This window comes from Curtobacterium sp. MCBA15_016, from assembly GCF_001865105.1.
In the GTDB taxonomy this organism is placed as follows: Bacteria; Actinomycetota; Actinomycetes; order Actinomycetales; family Microbacteriaceae; genus Curtobacterium.
The window spans coordinates 65,787-83,228 of the sequence record NZ_MJGR01000005.1 but is presented as its reverse complement, the minus strand read 5'-3'; the positions used below and the strand labels follow the sequence as shown (position 1 = coordinate 83,228).

Annotated in this window: 17 protein-coding genes; 13 read left to right on the top strand and 4 right to left on the bottom strand. The window is 75.5% G+C overall.

Features of this window, described 5'->3' with window-relative positions:
* The first annotated feature begins 85 nt into the window (after nucleotides 1-85).
* Nucleotides 86-994, top strand: a complete 909-nt coding sequence (locus tag BIV03_RS03405) for a universal stress protein (protein ID WP_071294663.1) — start codon at nucleotides 86-88, stop codon at nucleotides 992-994.
* On the opposite strand, the gene BIV03_RS03400 is transcribed toward BIV03_RS03405, so the two are convergent.
* From BIV03_RS03400 to BIV03_RS03390, 3 genes are all read right to left on the bottom strand, one after another.
* Nucleotides 946-1,965 (bottom strand): SGNH/GDSL hydrolase family protein, encoded by a 1,020-nt coding sequence (locus BIV03_RS03400; protein ID WP_071294662.1) that lies wholly within the window; start codon nucleotides 1,963-1,965, stop codon nucleotides 946-948. The two genes, BIV03_RS03405 and BIV03_RS03400, sit on opposite strands and share 49 nt — an antisense overlap.
* Nucleotides 1,966-2,082: 117 nt before the next feature.
* A complete protein-coding gene (locus BIV03_RS03395; protein WP_070418952.1) occupies nucleotides 2,083-2,439 on the bottom strand; it encodes a PRC-barrel domain-containing protein in 357 nt (118 codons plus the stop codon).
* A gap of 50 nt (nucleotides 2,440-2,489) precedes the next feature.
* Entirely contained in the window at nucleotides 2,490-3,473 is a 984-nt protein-coding gene (locus BIV03_RS03390) for a glycosyltransferase family 9 protein (RefSeq protein WP_071294661.1), read from the bottom strand.
* Between the two features lie 100 nt (nucleotides 3,474-3,573).
* On the opposite strand from BIV03_RS03390, the gene BIV03_RS03385 reads away from it, so the two are divergent.
* The 7 genes from BIV03_RS03385 to BIV03_RS03355 are packed head-to-tail and all read left to right on the top strand — an operon-like array spanning nucleotide 3,574 to nucleotide 10,458.
* Nucleotides 3,574-4,125, top strand: a complete 552-nt coding sequence (locus tag BIV03_RS03385) for an HAD-IIIA family hydrolase (protein WP_071294660.1) — start codon at nucleotides 3,574-3,576, stop codon at nucleotides 4,123-4,125.
* A complete protein-coding gene (locus tag BIV03_RS03380) occupies nucleotides 4,122-5,201 on the top strand; it encodes a glycosyltransferase family 9 protein (protein WP_071294659.1) in 1,080 nt (359 codons plus the stop codon). Before BIV03_RS03385 ends, BIV03_RS03380 begins: the two co-directional genes overlap by 4 nt.
* A 52-nt stretch (nucleotides 5,202-5,253) precedes the next feature.
* Nucleotides 5,254-6,255: a glycosyltransferase gene (locus BIV03_RS03375; RefSeq protein WP_071294658.1), complete on the top strand. Its 1,002-nt coding sequence runs from the start codon at nucleotides 5,254-5,256 to the stop codon at nucleotides 6,253-6,255.
* Nucleotides 6,252-7,616, top strand: a complete 1,365-nt coding sequence (locus BIV03_RS03370) for a glycosyltransferase (RefSeq protein WP_083403176.1) — start codon at nucleotides 6,252-6,254, stop codon at nucleotides 7,614-7,616. The genes BIV03_RS03375 and BIV03_RS03370 overlap by 4 nt, the downstream gene beginning before the upstream one ends.
* Nucleotides 7,613-8,236, top strand: coding sequence for an SIS domain-containing protein (locus tag BIV03_RS03365; protein ID WP_071294657.1), 624 nt, complete (start codon nucleotides 7,613-7,615; stop codon nucleotides 8,234-8,236). The genes BIV03_RS03370 and BIV03_RS03365 overlap by 4 nt, the downstream gene beginning before the upstream one ends.
* Nucleotides 8,233-9,714, top strand: coding sequence for a PfkB family carbohydrate kinase (locus BIV03_RS03360; RefSeq protein WP_083403175.1), 1,482 nt, complete (start codon nucleotides 8,233-8,235; stop codon nucleotides 9,712-9,714). The genes BIV03_RS03365 and BIV03_RS03360 overlap by 4 nt, the downstream gene beginning before the upstream one ends.
* A 39-nt stretch (nucleotides 9,715-9,753) precedes the next feature.
* Nucleotides 9,754-10,458, top strand: coding sequence for an SDR family oxidoreductase (locus tag BIV03_RS03355; RefSeq protein ID WP_071294656.1), 705 nt, complete (start codon nucleotides 9,754-9,756; stop codon nucleotides 10,456-10,458).
* A 54-nt stretch (nucleotides 10,459-10,512) separates the two neighbouring features.
* Here BIV03_RS03355 and BIV03_RS03350 read toward each other — a convergent pair whose 3' ends face one another.
* Entirely contained in the window at nucleotides 10,513-11,619 is a 1,107-nt protein-coding gene (locus tag BIV03_RS03350; RefSeq protein ID WP_071294655.1) for a glycosyltransferase family 9 protein, read from the bottom strand.
* 134 nt (nucleotides 11,620-11,753) lie between these two features.
* Here BIV03_RS03350 and BIV03_RS03345 point away from each other — a divergent pair, with 134 nt between their 5' ends.
* From BIV03_RS03345 to BIV03_RS03325, 5 genes are all read left to right on the top strand, one after another.
* Nucleotides 11,754-13,154, top strand: coding sequence for an aldehyde dehydrogenase (locus BIV03_RS03345; protein WP_071294654.1), 1,401 nt, complete (start codon nucleotides 11,754-11,756; stop codon nucleotides 13,152-13,154).
* The gene (gene rfaE2, locus BIV03_RS03340) at nucleotides 13,151-14,659 is read left to right on the top strand and encodes a D-glycero-beta-D-manno-heptose 1-phosphate adenylyltransferase (RefSeq protein WP_071294653.1); all 1,509 of its coding nucleotides are present in this window, start codon (nucleotides 13,151-13,153) and stop codon (nucleotides 14,657-14,659) included. Before BIV03_RS03345 ends, rfaE2 begins: the two co-directional genes overlap by 4 nt.
* A 120-nt stretch (nucleotides 14,660-14,779) precedes the next feature.
* Complete coding sequence (locus BIV03_RS03335; RefSeq protein ID WP_071294652.1) at nucleotides 14,780-15,487, top strand: DedA family protein; 708 nt, start codon at nucleotides 14,780-14,782, stop codon at nucleotides 15,485-15,487.
* Entirely contained in the window at nucleotides 15,484-16,779 is a 1,296-nt protein-coding gene (locus BIV03_RS03330; protein WP_083403174.1) for a sensor histidine kinase, read from the top strand. Before BIV03_RS03335 ends, BIV03_RS03330 begins: the two co-directional genes overlap by 4 nt.
* Nucleotides 16,776-17,438 carry a response regulator transcription factor gene (locus BIV03_RS03325; protein WP_071294651.1) on the top strand — a complete coding sequence of 221 codons (663 nt, stop codon included), beginning with the start codon at nucleotides 16,776-16,778 and terminating at the stop codon, nucleotides 17,436-17,438. The genes BIV03_RS03330 and BIV03_RS03325 overlap by 4 nt, the downstream gene beginning before the upstream one ends.
* Nucleotides 17,439-17,442: the final 4 nt, after the last annotated feature.

The window sequence follows — 17,442 nt, the reverse complement described above, 5'->3', positions numbered from 1 at the left end:
CACAGCGGGCAACGGGAGTAGTTTGCAGCGCAAGGAGCGCCATGGCGACGCCCCCGGAGGACCCCGGACGAGGAGGTCGATCGGGATGGACGAACGGTGGACGACGGTCACACTGGCCGCCGACGCGGCGAAGCCGCACGAGGAAGCCCTGCACTGGGTCACGTCCCGGGTCGGCACGGGCATCGAACGCATCCGGGTCATCGGCGTGGACCCGGCGATCGAAGGGCGCACCGGACCGGACGGCAAGCGCGTGGCCGACGCCCTGGCGGACGCTGCCCGCACGGCGATGCCCGACGTCCGGGTCGAGGTGCGTCGGCACGCCGGGCCCTTCGCCGCGGCACTCGTCGAGGAGTCGGACGGTGGCGACCTGCTCGTCGTCGGGACCTTCCGCGGCCGGCGCGGTTCGACGGCGGGTGGGGACCCGGCCCGGGTCGCCGAACGTGCAGCGGTGCCGACGGTCGTCGTGCCGGAGGGACCGCACCCGATCGACGGCGACGTCGTCCTCGCGGTCGAGGAGCCGATCGACGAACGCGCCCTCGCGATCGCCGTCGACGAGGCGCGCCGACTCCACCGTCGCGTGACGCTCCTGCGTGCCTGGGAGATGCCGGTGCTGACCCGCACGGGCCTCACGGACTTCGCCGAGGACCCGATGCGGTGGCGCACCCGGAACGCCGAGCTGCTGCAGCGGGTCACGACGGACCTGACCGCTCGGTACCCCGGCGTCCGGTTCCACCCGCTGCTCGTCGAGGGGCACCCGGGGCACGCGATCGCCGCGCACACCCGCCGTGCCTCGCTCGTCGTGCTCGGCCTCGGGCACGTGACGGCGCTCTCGGGGTCGGTGCTGCACGACGTCCTGCGGGAGACGGCGTCGCCGGTGTGCGTGGTCCCCCGGGCGGCGCACGGCGCACACGACGTCGGCAGCGCGGAGGTCCCCGCCGCGACCGGTCAGCCGGCGAGGTCGCGCGCGGCGGCCGCCACGCGCTTCGTGAGGTAGGCGACGCCCCGCGTGTTCGGGTGCAGGGCTCCCGGCTCGAGGTCGATCCGCCGCAGGTCGCCGGTGCCGTCGAGCGAGACGCCCGACACGTAGGGCTTCTTCGTCGCGCACGCCGAGTGCGCCTGGGTGGACGAGAACACGTCGACGAACCGGACCCCGGCTGCTCGTGCCGCCGACGCCGAGACGTCGTTCAGCGCCTCCTGCACGCCGTGCAGGTACCGCACGTCGGTGTTCGTGAACGGGTACGAGTTCGTCGGGAACGATCCCGCGAGCGTCCCGAGGTCGAGGGCGGACCGGAAGCAGCCGCCCTTCGGCGTGTGGTCGGCGTCCGGGAAGATCGCCGGGTACCCGAGGAAGAGGATCGTCGCGTTCGGCGCGGCTTCCTTGACCGTGGCGAGGGTGTCGGCGATGCCGAGGGCGACGCGGGACTCGATCTTCGTGCCGAGCAGGTCCTCGCCGTCGGTCACGAGCGTGCTCCGGCAGGACGGTGCGTCGCGTCCGGAGAACACCGGGCCCTTCGCCGAGAGCGCGAGGCAGGACGCCGCCGTGCCGAAGAGGTCGGCGTCGTTCCCGCCGATCGTCAGCGTCACCAGGCGGGTGCGTTCGGACAGCGACCGGATCTGCGGGGGCACGCCCTTGAACTGGAAGCCGCTCGTGACGTCGTCGCTCGTGGCGCCGCCGCACGTGACGTCGGTGAGGGCGAGCCCGAAGCGCGCGGCGATGCGGTGCGGGTAGTCCTGGGCGGACTGCCCGCACGCACTCGTCGGCAGGTGCGTCGGGTCGGACAGCCCGTACCCGGCGGAGTACGAGTCGCCGAGCGCGACGTACTCGCTGCCCGGCGGGATGTCCGCGAGCGTCTCCGCCGGCACACCGGTCACCGGGTAGGGCTGCGGGACCGGCCACATCGGTGCAGCCGACGCCGCACCACCACCCGCGACCGATCCGGCGAGCACGACGAAGGCCGCCACCACGGCGAGCAGCGTCGAGCGGACGGAGCGGAGCAGGTTCGGCCTCCAGGGACGGGTCGGACGGACCAGGCTAACCGGTCGACCCGGCTGCCGCGGTCAGCGACGGACCGGGCGCCGCGGTCAGCGACGACCCAGGCGCCGCTCTCCCCCGCTGCCGGTGCGGTACTCGAGCCCGTAGTGCTGGTAGACCTCCGGTTCGAGCGACGCGTCGAGCTCGCCGTCGGTCGCGATCGTCGGCGCGGCCTTGATGGTCTTCTTCGGGTACGCGACACGCAGGTGCTTCGGCGCGACGAGGGCTCCGGTCAGGGGCACGAACAGGAGCTTCTGGAAGCCGACCATCCCCGTGGTCACCGCGCCGAAGGCGGGCTCGGACGTCGCGGTGTCGTAGTAGATGCTCTCGAGCGTCCCGACCTTGTCGTCCGCCTCGTCGACGACCGGCAGGCCGATCCAGTCCCGGATGTTCGCGGCTTCGAACACGTGCGCCTCCTCGCGAGCACCCGGCGCGTCCGGGTCGCTCGCCGTCGACGCTACCGGGCCGCGGACGGGTCGGTCACGCCGAGCGAGTCCACCGCGGCGAGCACGTCGTCGGGCCCGATGGCGAGCAGCGCGGGGTCCGGGTCCTCGGCGAAGACGTCGCCGCGCCGCACCGAGGCGTCGGTGAGGACGACGTGCGGACCGGAGGCCGGCGGCCCCCAGGCCTCCGGCGGCGCCGGACCGAAGACGACCACCGACGGGACGCCGTAGGCGGACGCGAGGTGCGCGGCACCGGTGTCGACCGTCACGACGAGCCGTGCGGCCGCGATCACGCCCGCGAAGTCCAGCAGTGCGAGCACGCCGGCCAGGACCGCCCCCGGCGCCAGCCCGGCCGCCTGCGCGACGGCGGCGGCGCGCTCGACGTCGTCCGCGCCTCCCGTCAGCACCACGTCGAGGCCGCGCTCGCGCAGTCCGCGCACCACGGCGGCGAAGCGGTCCGTCGGCCAGTGCCGCGCACCGTGGAACGCGCCGACGTGCACGACCGCGGCACCCTCGGCGACCGGCGGCGCGTCGGGACGGGCGATCGCGACGTCGTCGGGGTCGGCCTCGATCCCGTGCCACCGGAGCAGCTCGGCCCAGCGGTCGCGCTCGTGCACCGCGTCGGGCCACTCCGGTCCGTCGAAGCCGTTCGTGGGGTCGGCGTGGCCGATCACCCGACGGGCACCGAGCGCGGCGACGAGGTCGGACGACTCCGGCCCGGCGCCGTGCAGGTTCACGGCCACGTCGACCGCGCCCGCGGGTGCGCCGATCGGGTGGTCCAGACCGTGCTGGGCGAGGTGCACGTCCACGTCGGGCACGAGCTCCACGACGGGCGCCAGCCAGGCCGTCGTCGCGAGCGAGATCCGGTGGTCCGGGAAGGCGCGGCGCAGCGCGTGCAGTGCGGGCACGGCGACGAGCAGGTCGCCGAGCTTGATGGCGCGGAGCACGAGCAGCTCGGGGCGCCCGTCGGACGGGGGCAGGGTGTCGACGGCGGTCACCGCGCCGACGCTAGACGGACGCCGCCGCCCGCCCGTCCGGGAACGCGTTCCGCGGCTGTTCCTGAACCCGTCACCGGCCCGCGGTCGGTACGTCAGGAGCATGGCCCTCGCTCCGGACCGCACCGTGCGCGGTCTCCTCTTCGACCGGGACGACACGCTCGTCATCGACGTCCCGTACAACGCCGACCCGCACCGGGTGGTGCCCGTCCCCGGCGCGCGTCGAGCAGTGGCACGTGCCCGCGCAGCCGGTCTGGCGCTCGGGGTCGTCACGAACCAGTCGGTGATCGCGAAGGGGATGGCGACGCGCGAGCAGGTCGACGCCACGAACGCCCGGGTGGACGAACTCGTCGGACCCTTCGACGTGTGGTGCGTCTGCCCGCACGACGCCGACGACGACTGCGCGTGCCGGAAGCCGCGGCCCGGGATGGTCCTCGACGCGGCCGGACGTCTCGGCCTCGACCCGTCCGAGCTCGTGGTCGTCGGCGACATCGGCGCGGACGTCGGCGCCGCTCTGGCCGCGGGCGCCCAGGCCGTCCTGGTCCCGACGCCGCGCACCCGGCAGGAGGAGGTCGACGCCGCGCCGACGGTCGCGGCGACGATCGAGGACGCCGTGGCGCTCGTCCTCGACCACGTGCGGGCGGTGCGGTCGTGAGGACCGGACCCCGGGTCCTCGTCGTCCGGCTCGACTCGTTCGGCGACGTCCTCGTCGCCGGGCCCGCCGTCCGGGCCGTGGCCGCCGGCGCGTCCCACGTGACGATGCTGTGCGGGCCGCAGGGTGCGCCCGCCGCGGACCTGCTGCCCGGCGTGGACCGGGTCCGGGTCTGGGCGGCGCCGTGGGTCACCGAGACCGCCCGCCCGATCGACGACGCACTGCTCGCCGACTTCCGCGCCCTGGTCGCCGAGGAGGCGCCGGACGAGGCCGTGGTCCTCACCTCGTTCCACCAGTCGCCGCTGCCGGTCGCGCTGCTGCTCCGCCTCGCGGGCGTCCGTCGCGTCTCCGGCGCGAGCGTCGACCACCCCGGTTCACTGCTCGACGTGCGGCTCCGACCCGGCGAGGACCTCCCCGAGGACGTCCCGGAACCCGAGCGCGCCCTCCGCATCGTCGAGGCCGCCGGGTTCCGACTGCCGTCGGGTGCGTCCAGGAGGCTCGGCGTGCGTCTCGACGTCGCCCCGCCTGCCGAGGTGGCCGGGCTGGACCGGTACGTGGTCGTGCACCCAGGCGCGAGCGTCCCGGCCCGCGCCTGGCCGGAGGACCGTCACCGGGCCCTCGTCGCCGCGTACGCGGCGGAGGGCACCGCCGTCGTCGTCACGGGCTCGCCGGGCGAGCGCGCCCTGACGGCGCGGGTCGCCGGCGACACCGCGATCGACCTCGGCGGACGCACCACGCCGGCCGAGCTCGCGGCGGTCCTGGCCGGTGCCGAGGTCGTCGTCGTGGGCAACACGGGGCCGGCGCACCTCGCCGCAGCGGTGGGCGTGCCGATCGTCAGCCTGTTCTCGCCGGTGGTCCCGGCGGTCAAGTGGGCGCCGGACGCACCGTTCGTCGAACTGCTCGGCGACCAGGGGGCTCCGTGTCGCCTCAGCCGAGCCCGAGCGTGCCCGGTGCCGGGGCACCCGTGCCTGTCCTCCGTGCGCATCGAGGACGTCCTCCAAGCGCACCGGAGGCTACTCGACCGCGCTTCCCGGATGGTCCGGAGAAGTCTGCGGAGCACGCCAGAAGGTGCTGCGTAGCTTCCGCACTGCTCCTCCTCCTCTTCTCCTCGTCCCGACCGGAAGGCCCCGCATGCGGATCCTCGTGTGGCACGTGCACGGCGGCTGGATGGACGCCTTCGTCCGCGGCCAGCACGAGTACCTCGTCCCGACCACGCCCGCCCGGGACGCCTGGGGGCTCGGCCGTGCCGACCGCGCCTGGCCGGCCTCCGTCGTCGAGATCGACCCGGCCGACGTCGCCGACGCCGAGGTCGACGTCGTGGTGCTGCAGCGGCCCGAGGAACTCGACGAGGCGCGCCGGCTGCTCGGCGGGCGCGAGGTCCCGATGGTGTTCGTCGAGCACAACGCGCCCCGTGTGGACGTGCCGAACAGCCGCCACCCGCTGCGGGACCGCGACGACGTCACCATCGCCCACGTCACGCACTGGAACGCGCTCATGTGGGACTGCGGGACGACGCGGACCACGGTCGTCGAGCACGGCGTCGTCGACCCCGGGCCCCGGTACACCGGCACGCTCGACCGACTCGGCGTCGTCATCAACGAACCCGTGCGCCGCGGCCGCGTCGTCGGGACCGACCTGCTCCCCCGCTTCGCCGCGGTCGCACCGGTCGACGTCTGGGGCATGGGCACCGAGCGCCTGCCCGAACTCGGCTTCGGCGACCGTGTGGTCGCCCGCGGCGACGTGCCCGCCGACCCGATGCACGCCGCCCTCGCCGAGCGCCGGGCGTACGTGCACCCGAACCGGTGGACGTCCCTCGGCCTGTCGCTCATCGAGGCGATGCACCTGGCGATGCCGGTCCTGGTCCTGGCGACGACGGACGCGGCCCGCACGGTCCCGGCCGAGGCGGGCGCGATCGCGACGGACGTCGAGCAGCTGGTCCGCGCCTCCAGGACCCTGCTCGAGGACCCGGACGAAGCGCGCCGACGGGGCGCCGTCGCCCGCGAGGCTGTGCTCGCGCGGCATGCACTCGGCCGCTTCACCGCGGACTGGGACGACCTGCTCGACGACGCCGTGACGCGCGCCGTGACGCGGAACCGCACGGCCTCCGCCGCGCTGGAAGGGAGTGCGCGATGAGGATCGCGATGGTGTCCGAGCACGCGAGTCCGCTCGCGGTCCTCGGCGGGGTCGACGCCGGCGGGCAGAACGTGCACGTCGCCGAACTGTCGGGCGCGCTCGCGGACCGCGGGCACCGGGTGACGGTGTACACGCGACGCGACGACGCCGACCAGCCCGTGCGCGTCCTGCTCCGCCCGGGCGTCGAGGTCGTGCACGTCGATGCCGGGCCCGCGCGGGCGGTCCCGAAGGACGACCTCTTCCCGTACATGGGGACCTTCGCGTCGGTGCTCGCCGCGGAGTGGTTCGTCGACCGGCCCGACGTCGTGCACGCGCACTTCTGGATGTCCGGGCACGCGGCCCTCGAAGCCGTCGCCCAGGTCCAGGCGCGCACCGGCGGCGTCCGCATCCCGGTCGTCCAGACCTTCCACGCGCTCGGGGTCGTGAAGCGCCGACACCAGGGCGCTGCCGACACGAGCCCGGCCGAGCGCGAGTGGCTCGAGCCCGCGGTGGGCCGCAGCGCCGACCAGGTCGTGGCGACGTGCTCGGACGAGGCGTTCGAGCTGAAGGCGCTCGGTGTCCCGCTGCACCGCATCTCCGTGGTGCCCTGCGGCGTCGACGTGTCGCTGTTCCGACCCGAGGGCGCCGGTCTCCCCGTGGAGGAGCGCGGCCGTGCCGCCCGGATCCTCACGGCGTCGCGGCTCGTCCGGCGCAAGGGCGTCGGGACCACCATCGCCGCACTCGCCGCGCTCGTGCACGAGGGCCGCGACGTCGAACTCGTCGTCGTCGGCGGTGCCGGGGTCGCCGGCGCCGACCTCCCGGACGACCCGGAGTACCAGCGCCTCGACGCGCTCGCGCGGTCCCTCGGTGTCCGCGACCACGTCACCTTCCGGGGCCAGCTCGGACAGCACGACATGCCGGCGGTCTACCGCAGCGCGGACGTCGTCGTCTGCGCGCCCTGGTACGAGCCGTTCGGGATCGTCCCGCTCGAGGCGATGGCGTGCGGACGCCCGGTCGTCGCGTCGAGCGTCGGGGGACTGATCGACACCGTCGTCGAGGACGCCACCGGGCTGCACGTGCCCCCGCGCGACGAGCACGCCGTCGCCGCGGCCGTCGGCGGTCTGCTCGACGACCCCGACCGACGGGCGCAGTACGGACGGGCCGGCCGCGAGCGTGCCGAGTCGCGCTACACGTGGCAGAAGGTCGCGGCGGACAGCGAGCGGGTCTACGGGCGGCTGCTCGCCGGCAGCCGGTCGGTCGCCGCCCCGGTCCCCGACGCCCTCGCCCCCGACGCCCTCGCCCCGATCGACACCGAGCCCCGCGGTCCACGGGCCGGACGGGCCGCCCGCTCCACCCAGTCCACCGAGAGGACGGCACGATGACCATCGACCAACGCACGGGGACCGTCGACGAGCGCACGAGCGCCAGTGCGCGGATCGTGCTCGACCACGTGGCGGCCTCGGTCCCCGTGGTCGCGTCGCTCGTCGACCACGGCGACCACATCGGTGCATGGGCGGACGACATCGCCGCGCGGCTCGTCGCCGGCCGTCGGTTGCTCGCCGCGGGGAACGGCGGGTCGGCGGCCGAGGCGCAGCACCTCACGTCCGAGCTGACCGGTCGCTTCGACGGGGACCGCCCGGCGTACTCGGCGATCTCCCTGCACGCCGAGTCCTCCGCCGTGACGGCCATCGGGAACGACTACGGCTTCGACGAGGTCTTCGCCCGACAGGTCTCGGCGCACGCACGGGCCGGCGACGTCCTCGTCCTGCTGAGCACGAGCGGCCGGAGCCCGAACCTGCTCCGCGCCGCCGAGGCCGCCCGCGCCGTCGGGGCCCGGACGATCGCGATGACCGGGCCGCGGCCGAACCCGCTCGCCGAGGCGGTCGACGACGCGATCTGCATCGACGGGCCCTCCGCGAACGTGCAGGAGGCGCAGCTCGTCCTCGTGCACGCGCTGTGCCGGGCGATGGAACCGGCGCTCCGCCGCGGGGCACGGCGATGACCGGGCCGCACGGCAACCCCACCGGGCCGCACGGGAACCCCACCGAGCCGCACGGGTCCGCGACCGCGCCGCGGCTCCGCATCGCCGTCGTCGGGGACACCCTGCTCGACGTCGACGTCTCCGGCACGAGCGAGCGCCTCAGCCCGGACGCGCCCGTGCCCGTCGTCGACGTCCGCACCGACGACCGCCGTGCAGGCGGCGCCGGCCTCGTGGCGACGATGCTCGCGCGCGACGGCCACGACGTGACCCTCGTCACCGTGCTCTCCGACGACTCCAGGGGACCGGAGATCCGCAGCCTGCTCCCGGACGTCACCGTCGTCGCGGGCCCGTCCGGAGCGCCCACGCCCGTGAAGACCCGCGTGCGCGTCGTCGACCACGCGCTCGTGCGGATCGACGAGGGGTGCGGCACCCCGCCCGTCCCGGACGTCACCGACGCGATGACCACCGCCCTCGACGGGGTCGACGCCGTCGTGGTCGCCGACTACGGCCGCGGGGTCGCCGCCGCCCCGACCATGCGGGAGGCCCTCGCCCGCGCGGCCCGGAGCACCCCCGTCGTCTGGGACCCGCACCCGAAGGGCGCCGCCCCGGTCGCCGGGGTCGCGGTCGTGACCCCGAACTCCACCGAGGCGCGCCGGTTCACCGCCGACGCGGTCGTGGCGCCCCACGCCGGCGCGGGCAGCGCCGGCAGCGCGGACGTCACCTTCGCCACCGCGGCAGCGGCCCACCTGGTCGCCACGTGGCGCGTCGACGCCGTCGCCGTGACGCTCGGCGACCGCGGCGCGCTCGTCGCGAGCAGCAGGGACGGCAACCGCTTCGTCCCGGCACCCTCCGTCACCGCAGGCGACCCCTGCGGTGCGGGCGACCGTCTCGCCGCCGGTGTGGCCGTCGCCCTCGCCTCGGGAGCCGACGTCGCCGAGGCCGTCACCGCCGGGGTCACCGCCGCGTCCGAGTACCTCGCCGCGGGCGGCGTCACGGCGCTCTTCGCCCAGGAGGGTCCGGCCCCCGTGCGCGTCCCCGGCGCCGACCGCGACGCGATGCGCCTCGTGCACGACGTGCGGAACGCGGGCGGGACCGTGGTCGCCACGGGTGGCTGCTTCGACCTCCTGCACGCCGGGCACGCCCGCACGCTCTCGGCAGCCCGGGCACTCGGGGACTGCCTGGTCGTCTGCCTGAACTCCGACGACTCGGTCCGGGCGCTCAAGGGCCCCGACCGGCCGATCATGGGCCAGGACGACCGCGTCGAGCTGCTCCTCGCGCTGGACTGTGTCGACGCCGTCGTGGTCTTCGACGAGCACACGCCCGACGAGGCCCTGCGCCGCTTCCGTCCGGACGTCTGGGCGAAGGGCGGCGACTACACCGCGGCCGAGCTCCCGGAGTCGCACACCCTCGCCGAGTGGGGCGGCCGCGTCGTGACGGTCCCGTTCCACCCCGGCCGGTCGACCACGCGACTCGCGGCGGCCCTCGAACACGTCGGCTGAGCCGGCACGCCCCACCACCCCCACCACGGAAGGAAGTCCATGCCCGTCCCCACCACCCCCATCGGCCGCGTCCTCGTCACCGGCGGCGCCTCCGGCCTCGGGGCCGCGGTCGTCGCCGCGGTCACCGAGGCCGGCGGCACGCCGATCGTCCTCGACCTGCGGATCGATGCCGTCCCGGACGGCCTCGACGCCGTCGCGGTCGACGTCACCGACACCGAGGCGACCGAGCGAGCCGTCCGCGAGGCAGCGGAGCGGCACGGCGGCCTCGACGCCGTCGTGACCGCGGCGGGGATCGACAAGCCCGCACCGATCGGCGGCATCTCGTCCGGCGACTGGGAGCGGATCGTCGCCGTCAACCTGCTCGGCACGGCGGCCGTCGTCCGTGCGGCGCTGCCCGCGCTCGAGGCGTCGCACGGTCGCGTCGTCACGGTCTCCTCGTCGCTCGCCCTCCGCGGCGTCGGGGACGGCACCGCCTACTCGGCGTCGAAGTTCGGCGTCCGCGGGTTCTCGCAGGCCCTCGCCGCCGAGACCGGCGGCAGCGTCGGCGTCACGAACGTGATCCCGGCGGGCATGCGGACGAACTTCTTCGCCGACCGCACGGAGCAGTACAAGCCCGGGCCGGACGCGCAGCTCATCGAGCCGGAGTACGTCGCGAACGCGATCCTGTTCGCGCTCGCGCAGCCGGCCGGCTGCGAGATCCGCGAGCTGTCGATCATGCCGGCGACGGAGCCGAGTTGGCCGTAGACGCGACCGTCTGACGGACGGGAGGCGCGGTGCGGGCCCGCACCGCGCCTCCCGTCACGTGGTGCGGAGCAGGTCCGCGACGTCGTCGAGCACGGCCTGCGGCTCGACCTCGTCGACGTAGGACGGGTCGTGCGCGCAGCGCTCGGCCGTCCACCCGACCTGCGTCACGTCGACCCCGCACACGGGGCACCGCGTCACGTACGAGAGGTGGACGCGGTGTCGACCGCGGTCGAACGGACCGGCGTTCACCACGTTGCCGAACCAGAACACGCCCACCGTCGGGGTGCCCACGGCCACGGCGAGGTGCCGCGGGCCGGAGTCGTCGCCGACCATGACGTCCGCCGCCGCGAGGACCGCCGGGAGGTCGGTGAGCGGGAGCGCGCCGGTGCGGTCGTGCACTCGGTCCGCGGAGTCGGCGGGCAGCGCGGCCCGGATCGCTGCCGCAGCGGGCACGTCCGTGGCGTCACCGACGAGGACGACGTCGTCACCGGCGGTGAGCCGAGCCCGGGCGACGGCGGCGAACCGGTCCGGGCTCCAGCGGCGCCGTGGATCGGTGGCCCCCGGGTGGATCGCGACGAGCCGCCCGCTGCGGTCCGACGCGGTGCGGACGCCGAGCCGGTCGCGGACCGCCGCGCGCTCCTCGTCGGAGACGCGCACCCGCGGGTCGAGCGTCACCGGTGCGGCACCGGCGAGCGAGACGACCTCGAGGGCCCGGAGGACCTCGTGCTGGTAGTAGACGTAGCGGACCCAACGCTCCGTGACCTCGGCGTCCTCGGTGGCGGTGCCGACCGTGTGCCGGGCGCCGAGCCGGAGGAGGAACGGGTTCGAGTTCCGTCCGCCCCCGTGCAGCTGCACGGCGAGGTCGAAGCGCCCGGCGAGCCGCGACTCGAAGTCCGCGAGGGTCGGGGCACCCTCGCCGGAGTCCCGGACGCCCGGGACGACCGGCAGCTCCTCGAACGCGTGCACGGCGTCGGTCCGGCCGCGCAGCACCGCCGGGGCGGTCGGCGTGCCGAGCAGGGTGATGCGCGCGTCGGGGTACGCCGCTGCCAGGGCCTCGAGCGCCGGCACCGCGAAGAGCAGGTCGCCGAGGCCCCCGCCCCGGAGCACCCCGATCTCGCGGACGTCGTCGAACCGTTCTCCACCGTTGCCGATCAGTTGCACCCGTCCCGTCTACCGACCAGGGGCCGCCCGGACGTCCAGCAGCGGGCTCGGATGGACGAGAAACGCGATGCCGTGGGCGTGCCCAGCTTCCCGCGAGGACCGTCGGACCCCCGCCCGTCCCCCGGAAGGACACCATGACGATCGCTCCCCCCGCCACCGATGACATCGTGGTGGCCGACCCCGCCACCGGGACCCTCGCCTCGACGGTGCGCCGCGCCTCCGAGGAGGAGGTCCGCACCGCCGTCGCCCGTGCCCGCGCCGCGGCCCCGATTTGGGCCCGGACCGCACCGGCGGAGCGGGGTGCCCTGCTGCACCGCGCTGCCGAGCACGTCCGCGCGCACGCCCAGGAGCTGGCTGACCTGAACACCCGGGAGACCGGCAAGGTCCCCGGCGACGCGCTCGGCGGGGTCGAGGCCGGGGTCGGGACGCTCGTGCAGTACGCCGAGCTCGGACCCGTGCACCGCGGCGAGGCCCTGCGCGGCGCGTTCGGCGCTGCCGACTGGTCGGTGCCGCACCCCCGCGGCGTGGTGCTCGCGCTCACCCCGTGGAACGACCCGGTCGCCGTGGCGTGCGGGATCCTCGGCGCCGCGATCGTCACCGGCAACACGGTCGTGCACAAGGGCAGCGAGCGCTCCCCCGCGACGATCGCCCGCCTGAACGCCCTGCTCGCCGAGGTCCTGCCGGACGGCGTCCTCGTCGGGGTGGACGGCGACGGCGCGACGGGTGAACTGCTCCTCGCACAGGACGGCATCAACGTGTACGCGCACGTCGGCTCGACCGCGACCGGTGACCGGCTCTCCGAGGCTGCAGTGCGGACCCGTGCCCACGTCGTCCGGGAGAACGGCGGGAACGACGCGGTCGTCGTGGACGCCGACGTCGACCCGGTGTGGGCCGCCGCCCAGGTGGCCCTCGGCGCCTTCGCGAACACCGGTCAGATCTGCACGAGCGTCGAGCGGGTGTACGTGCACCGCGCGGTCGCCGAGCCGTTCGTGACCGCGCTCGTCGCCGAGGCCGAGCGGCGCACGTCCGCCCCGGCGGCGGAGTACGGGCCGCTCGTCGACGACCGGCTCCGGCGCACCGTGCAGTCGCACGTCGACGATGCCCTGCGGCGTGGGGCGTCGGCGCGCACCGGCGGGGCCACACCGGACGGCCCGGGCGCCTTCTACCCCGCGACCGTGCTCACCGGTGTCACCGACGACATGCTCGTCATGACCGAGGAGACCTTCGGGCCGATCGCCCCCGTGCGCGTCGTCGAGGACTTCGACGAGGGCCTGCGACTCGCGGCGGCCGACCGCTACGGCCTCGCGGCGACGGTGCTCACGAACGACACCGGACACGCCCTGCGTGCGGCCGCGGAACTCCCCGTCGGCACGGTGAAGGTGAACGCCGTCTTCGGCGGTGCCCCGGGCGGCAGCGCGCAGCCCCGGGGTGCCTCCGGAGCCGGGTTCGGGTACGGCCCGCACCTGCTCGACGAGCTCACCACCACGACGGTCGTGCACCTCGAGGCGGCCCCGCCGGCCGGCGGTGCCCGGTGAGCGTCGACGTCCGGCTCGTCCGGGACCTCGTCGCCACGGTCGACGACCGCGAGCCGCTCGTCGTCGTCATCGGCGACTGCATCCTCGACCGCTGGACCGTCGGCGAGGCGGAACGGGTCTCGCGCGAGGCCCCGGCCCCGGTGGTCCGCGTGACGGAGACCGTGGCGGTCCCTGGTGGCGCGGCGAACACCGCGGTCAACGCCCGCGCACTCGCTGCCCGCGTCCGGATGGTCGGGCTGCTCGGTGACGACGAGGCCGGCGCCGTGCTCCGCGAACGCCTCGACGCCGCCGGGGTGGACACGTCCTGCATGGTCGTCGTCCCCGGCACCCGCACCACGACGAAGTCGCGGGTCGTCGGCGGCGACCGGGTCGTCGTCCGCGTCGACGAGATCGCCGCGGAGCCCACCGCCGAGCACGGCGTCCGGCTGGCCGAGGCCGTCGCCCGTGCGCTGCGGTGCGCCGACGCCGCGGTCGTCTGCGACTACGGCCTCGGGGTGGACCCGGCCGACGTCGTCCCCGTGCTCGACGCCGACCGTCCCACCGCGGTCGTCGTCGACGCGCACGACCTCACCCGCTGGGCGGCGCTCCGGCCCGACCTCGTGACGCCCAACGCCGGCGAGGCGGCCGCGCTGCTCGGTGCGCCGCTCGGGACCGGCCCGGACCGGGCGTCCGCGATCGTCGACGCCCGGCACGAGGTGCTCCGACGGACCGGCGCACGTGCGGCGGTCGTGACGCTGGACCGCGACGGCACGGTCCTGGTCGAGCACGGTTCCGACGGTGGCTTCCGGACGCGGGCGGTCCCCGCGTCGGAGCAGCAGGCCTCCGGCGCCGGCGACACCTTCTGCGCCGCTGCGACGGTGGCGCTCGCCGTGCACGCCCCGCTCCGCGACGCCGTGTCGGTCGCCCAGGCGGCAGCCGACGTGGTCGTCCGCGAGGCCGGGACCTCGGTGTGCTCGGCCGCGGCGCTGCTGGAGTCGGTGACCGCGCCGGCCGCGACCGTCGTCGACCACGACGAGCTCGCCGCCGCGGTGGACGCCGCGCGGGAGGCCGGACGACGCATCGTGTTCACGAACGGCTGCTTCGACGTGGTCCACCGCGGGCACACGACGTACCTCCGGCAGGCCCGGGACCTGGGCGACCTGCTCGTCGTCGCACTGAACGACGACGACTCCGTCCGGCGCCTGAAGGGTCCGGAACGGCCGATCAACCCGGCCGAGGACCGGGCCGGCGTACTCGCCGCCCTCGCGTGCGTCGACCTGGTGACGGTCTTCGCCACCGACACCCCGATCCCGCTCATCGAACGGCTGCACCCCGAGGTCTACGTGAAGGGCGGCGACTACTCCCCCGAGATGCTGCGCGAGACCGCCGTGGTGCAGGGCTACGGCGGCGAGGTCGTCATGGTCGACTACGTGCCCGAACACTCCACGACCGCCGTCGTCCGACGGATCCGCGAAGCGGCCGCGGCGACCGAGGCCGCGCGGACGGACCCCGAGGCCACACCGTGACCCGTCAGGGGGAAGTCATACCGCGGTAGGGGGTGGTCGAGACCCGCGCGGGATGGCAGCCGGTCGCACGCTCCGTAGCGTCGATCCCGTCGACGAGGTCCGTCGGCGGAGGGAGCCACCGTGTTCGACCAGATCACCCCGCTCGTCGTCGAGCTGGCGGCCAGCCCACTCGTCTTCGTCGTCCTCTTCGCGCTCTGCCTGGTGGACGGCTTCTTCCCACCCGTGCCGAGCGAGGCCGCCCTCGTCGCGGTCGCCGCCATCGCCGCGACCTCCGGCCAGCCGGTCCTCGCCGGGGTCCTCGCAGCCGCCGCACTCGGCGCGGTCGCCGGGGACTCCGTCGCCTACTGGATCGGCCGTCGGATCGGACTCGGCCGCCTCGCGCGGTCCCGGCGTCCGAGGATCGCCGCGGCGTTCGCGTTCGCCGAGCGCCAGATGCGACGGCGGTCCGCGAGCCTCATCCTCGTCGGTCGGTACATCCCCGTCGGACGCGTCGCGGTGAACATGACCGCCGGTGCGACCCGGCTCCCCTACCGCCGGTTCCTCGCGATCAGCTCGGTCGCCGGGCTGGCGTGGTCGGCCACCTCGATCGGGATCGCCCTCGCGGCGTCGAGTGTGCTGCACGAGCCGCTCGTCGCAGCACTGGTCTCGATGGTGGTCGCCGCCGGACTGGGGATCGCCGTCGACCGGGTCATCGGTAGAGTCACCCGGAAGCGGGAGGCCCGAGCAGCCGCCCGGGCGGACGACCGCGCGGACGCCCGGGCAGCGGTCCTCGACGCCGCCCGCCCCGCACCGCACCTCGCCCACTCCGGAGGGACCGCACGACCGTGACCGCCCACGTCCCACCCGCGACGCCGCGCCGACGCCGGCCGTGGTCGACGCGCCGGGAGTGGGCGACCTGGCCCGTCGTCGCCGCCCGGATCGTGCTCGTCGTCGTGGCCGCGACGCTCTTCGCGGTGGCCGCACCCGTGACGGTCGCCGTGTACGACGTGCCCGTCCCGCTCGCGCTGCTCGTGACCGCGGTGCTCTCCGTCTCGCTCGGGCTCGCTCCCGTGCTGCCACGGACGGCCTCGGTGGTGCACCTGGCGGGAGTGGCGGCCCTCGGGCTCCTCACCGCCGGGTCGCCGGCCGGTCCGTGGCCGCTCCCGGTCACCGCGATCATCGGCGTGGGCGCGCTCCTCGTCGTGCTCGGCGTCCGGACGGACTGGCGACTCACCGCTGCCGTCTGGACCGCGGCGACGGTGCTCACGCTCGGCCTGGTCGCGGTGGTCCCCGGTCGGTGGGACCCGGCCGACGTCTGGGCCGCGACCTTCGTCGTGTCCGCCGGCAGCGACCTGCTCCTCGCCGGGACGGCCGTGGCGATCGGGCAGCGCCGGGCCGTCCGGGTGGAGCTCGCCGAGGCCCGCCGCGACGCCGAACTCGAGCAGGCCCGCCGCCGGTCGGTCGAGGAACGCTCCCGGATCGCCCGCGAACTCCACGACGTCGTGGCGCACAGCATGTCCGTCGTGCACATGCAGGCCGAGTCGGCGCCGTTCCGCGTGGCCGACCTCCCGCCGGCAGCACGTGCGGAGTTCGCGGCGATCGCCGAGACCTCGCGGACGGCGCTCCGCGAGATGCGGCAGCTGCTCGGCACCCTCCGCGGCGACGGCTCGGCCGAACGGGCGCCGCAGCCCCGGCTCGCCGACCTCCCCGCGCTCGTGCAGGCCACGCGGGCCGCCGGGATCCCGGTCGAGCTCCACCTCGACGACGACGCACCCGACGACGGGGACGACCGGCTGGCACAGCTGAGCGCGTACCGGGTCGTGCAGGAGGCCCTCGGGAACGTCGCGCGGCACGCTCCCGGTGCCGACACGACCGTGACGGTCGCCCGGCGCGGCCCCCTGCTGGCGGTCGAGGTGACCAACGCCGCGCCACCCGCCGGCACCGTCCCCGCCGCTCCCCCGGACGACGGCGGGTTCGGGCTCGCCGGCATGCGGGAGCGCGTGTCGGCACTCGGCGGGACGATCGAGCACGGGCCGCTCCCGGACGGCGGGTTCCGGGTCGCCGTGACCCTGCCCGCCCAGCCGAGCACGGCCCCGCCCGCCCAGCCGAGCACGGCCCCGCCCGACCGAGGAACCCGATGACGCGTGTGATGGTGGTGGACGACCAGCAGATGTTCCGCATGGGACTGCGGGCGATCCTCCAGGCCCAGGACGACGTCGAGGTCGTGGGCGAGGCGTCGGACGGCGCCGAAGCGGTCGTCGAGGCGCTGCGGCTGCGACCCGACGTCGTGCTCATGGACGTCCGGATGCCCGAGCTCGACGGGATCGAGGCGACCCGACGGATCACGGCCGCCCCGGCCACGCAGCCGGTGCGGGTCGTCATGCTCACGACGTTCGACATCGACGACTACGTGTTCGACGCCCTCCGTGCCGGGGCGAGCGGGTTCCTGCTCAAGGACGCCAGCGCCGACGAGCTCGTGCAGGCGGTCCGCACGGTCGCGGCGGGCGATTCGTTGCTGGCGCCGCGGGTGACCCGGCACCTCGTCGAGGCGTTCGTCGCGGGCCCGCTCCCGGCCGCACCCCGGACCGAGGTGCTCGAGGTCCTGACCGAACGGGAGCGCGACGTGTTCTTGCTGCTGGCACGGGGCCGGTCGAACGGGGAGATCGCGGCGGAGCTCTACATCGCCGAGCAGACGGTGAAGACGCACGTCGGCCGGATCCTGGCGAAGCTGCAGCTGCGGGACCGGGTGCACGCGGTGGTGCTGGCGTACGAGACCGGCCTGGTGACGCCGGCCCCCTGAGGGA

Excerpts from the sequence above, each read along its gene's own strand:
- BIV03_RS03405 (WP_071294663.1), top strand. The coding sequence starts at position 86 with ATGGACGAACGGTGGACGACGGTCACACTGGCCGCCGACGCGGCGAAG.
- BIV03_RS03385 (WP_071294660.1), top strand. The coding sequence starts at position 3,574 with ATGGCCCTCGCTCCGGACCGCACCGTGCGCGGTCTCCTCTTCGACCGG.
- BIV03_RS03375 (WP_071294658.1), top strand. The coding sequence starts at position 5,254 with ATGCGGATCCTCGTGTGGCACGTGCACGGCGGCTGGATGGACGCCTTC.
- BIV03_RS03370 (WP_083403176.1), top strand. The coding sequence starts at position 6,252 with ATGAGGATCGCGATGGTGTCCGAGCACGCGAGTCCGCTCGCGGTCCTC.
- BIV03_RS03365 (WP_071294657.1), top strand. The coding sequence starts at position 7,613 with ATGACCATCGACCAACGCACGGGGACCGTCGACGAGCGCACGAGCGCC.
- BIV03_RS03360 (WP_083403175.1), top strand. The coding sequence starts at position 8,233 with ATGACCGGGCCGCACGGCAACCCCACCGGGCCGCACGGGAACCCCACC.
- BIV03_RS03355 (WP_071294656.1), top strand. The coding sequence starts at position 9,754 with ATGCCCGTCCCCACCACCCCCATCGGCCGCGTCCTCGTCACCGGCGGC.
- BIV03_RS03345 (WP_071294654.1), top strand. The coding sequence starts at position 11,754 with ATGACGATCGCTCCCCCCGCCACCGATGACATCGTGGTGGCCGACCCC.
- BIV03_RS03325 (WP_071294651.1), top strand. The coding sequence starts at position 16,776 with ATGACGCGTGTGATGGTGGTGGACGACCAGCAGATGTTCCGCATGGGA.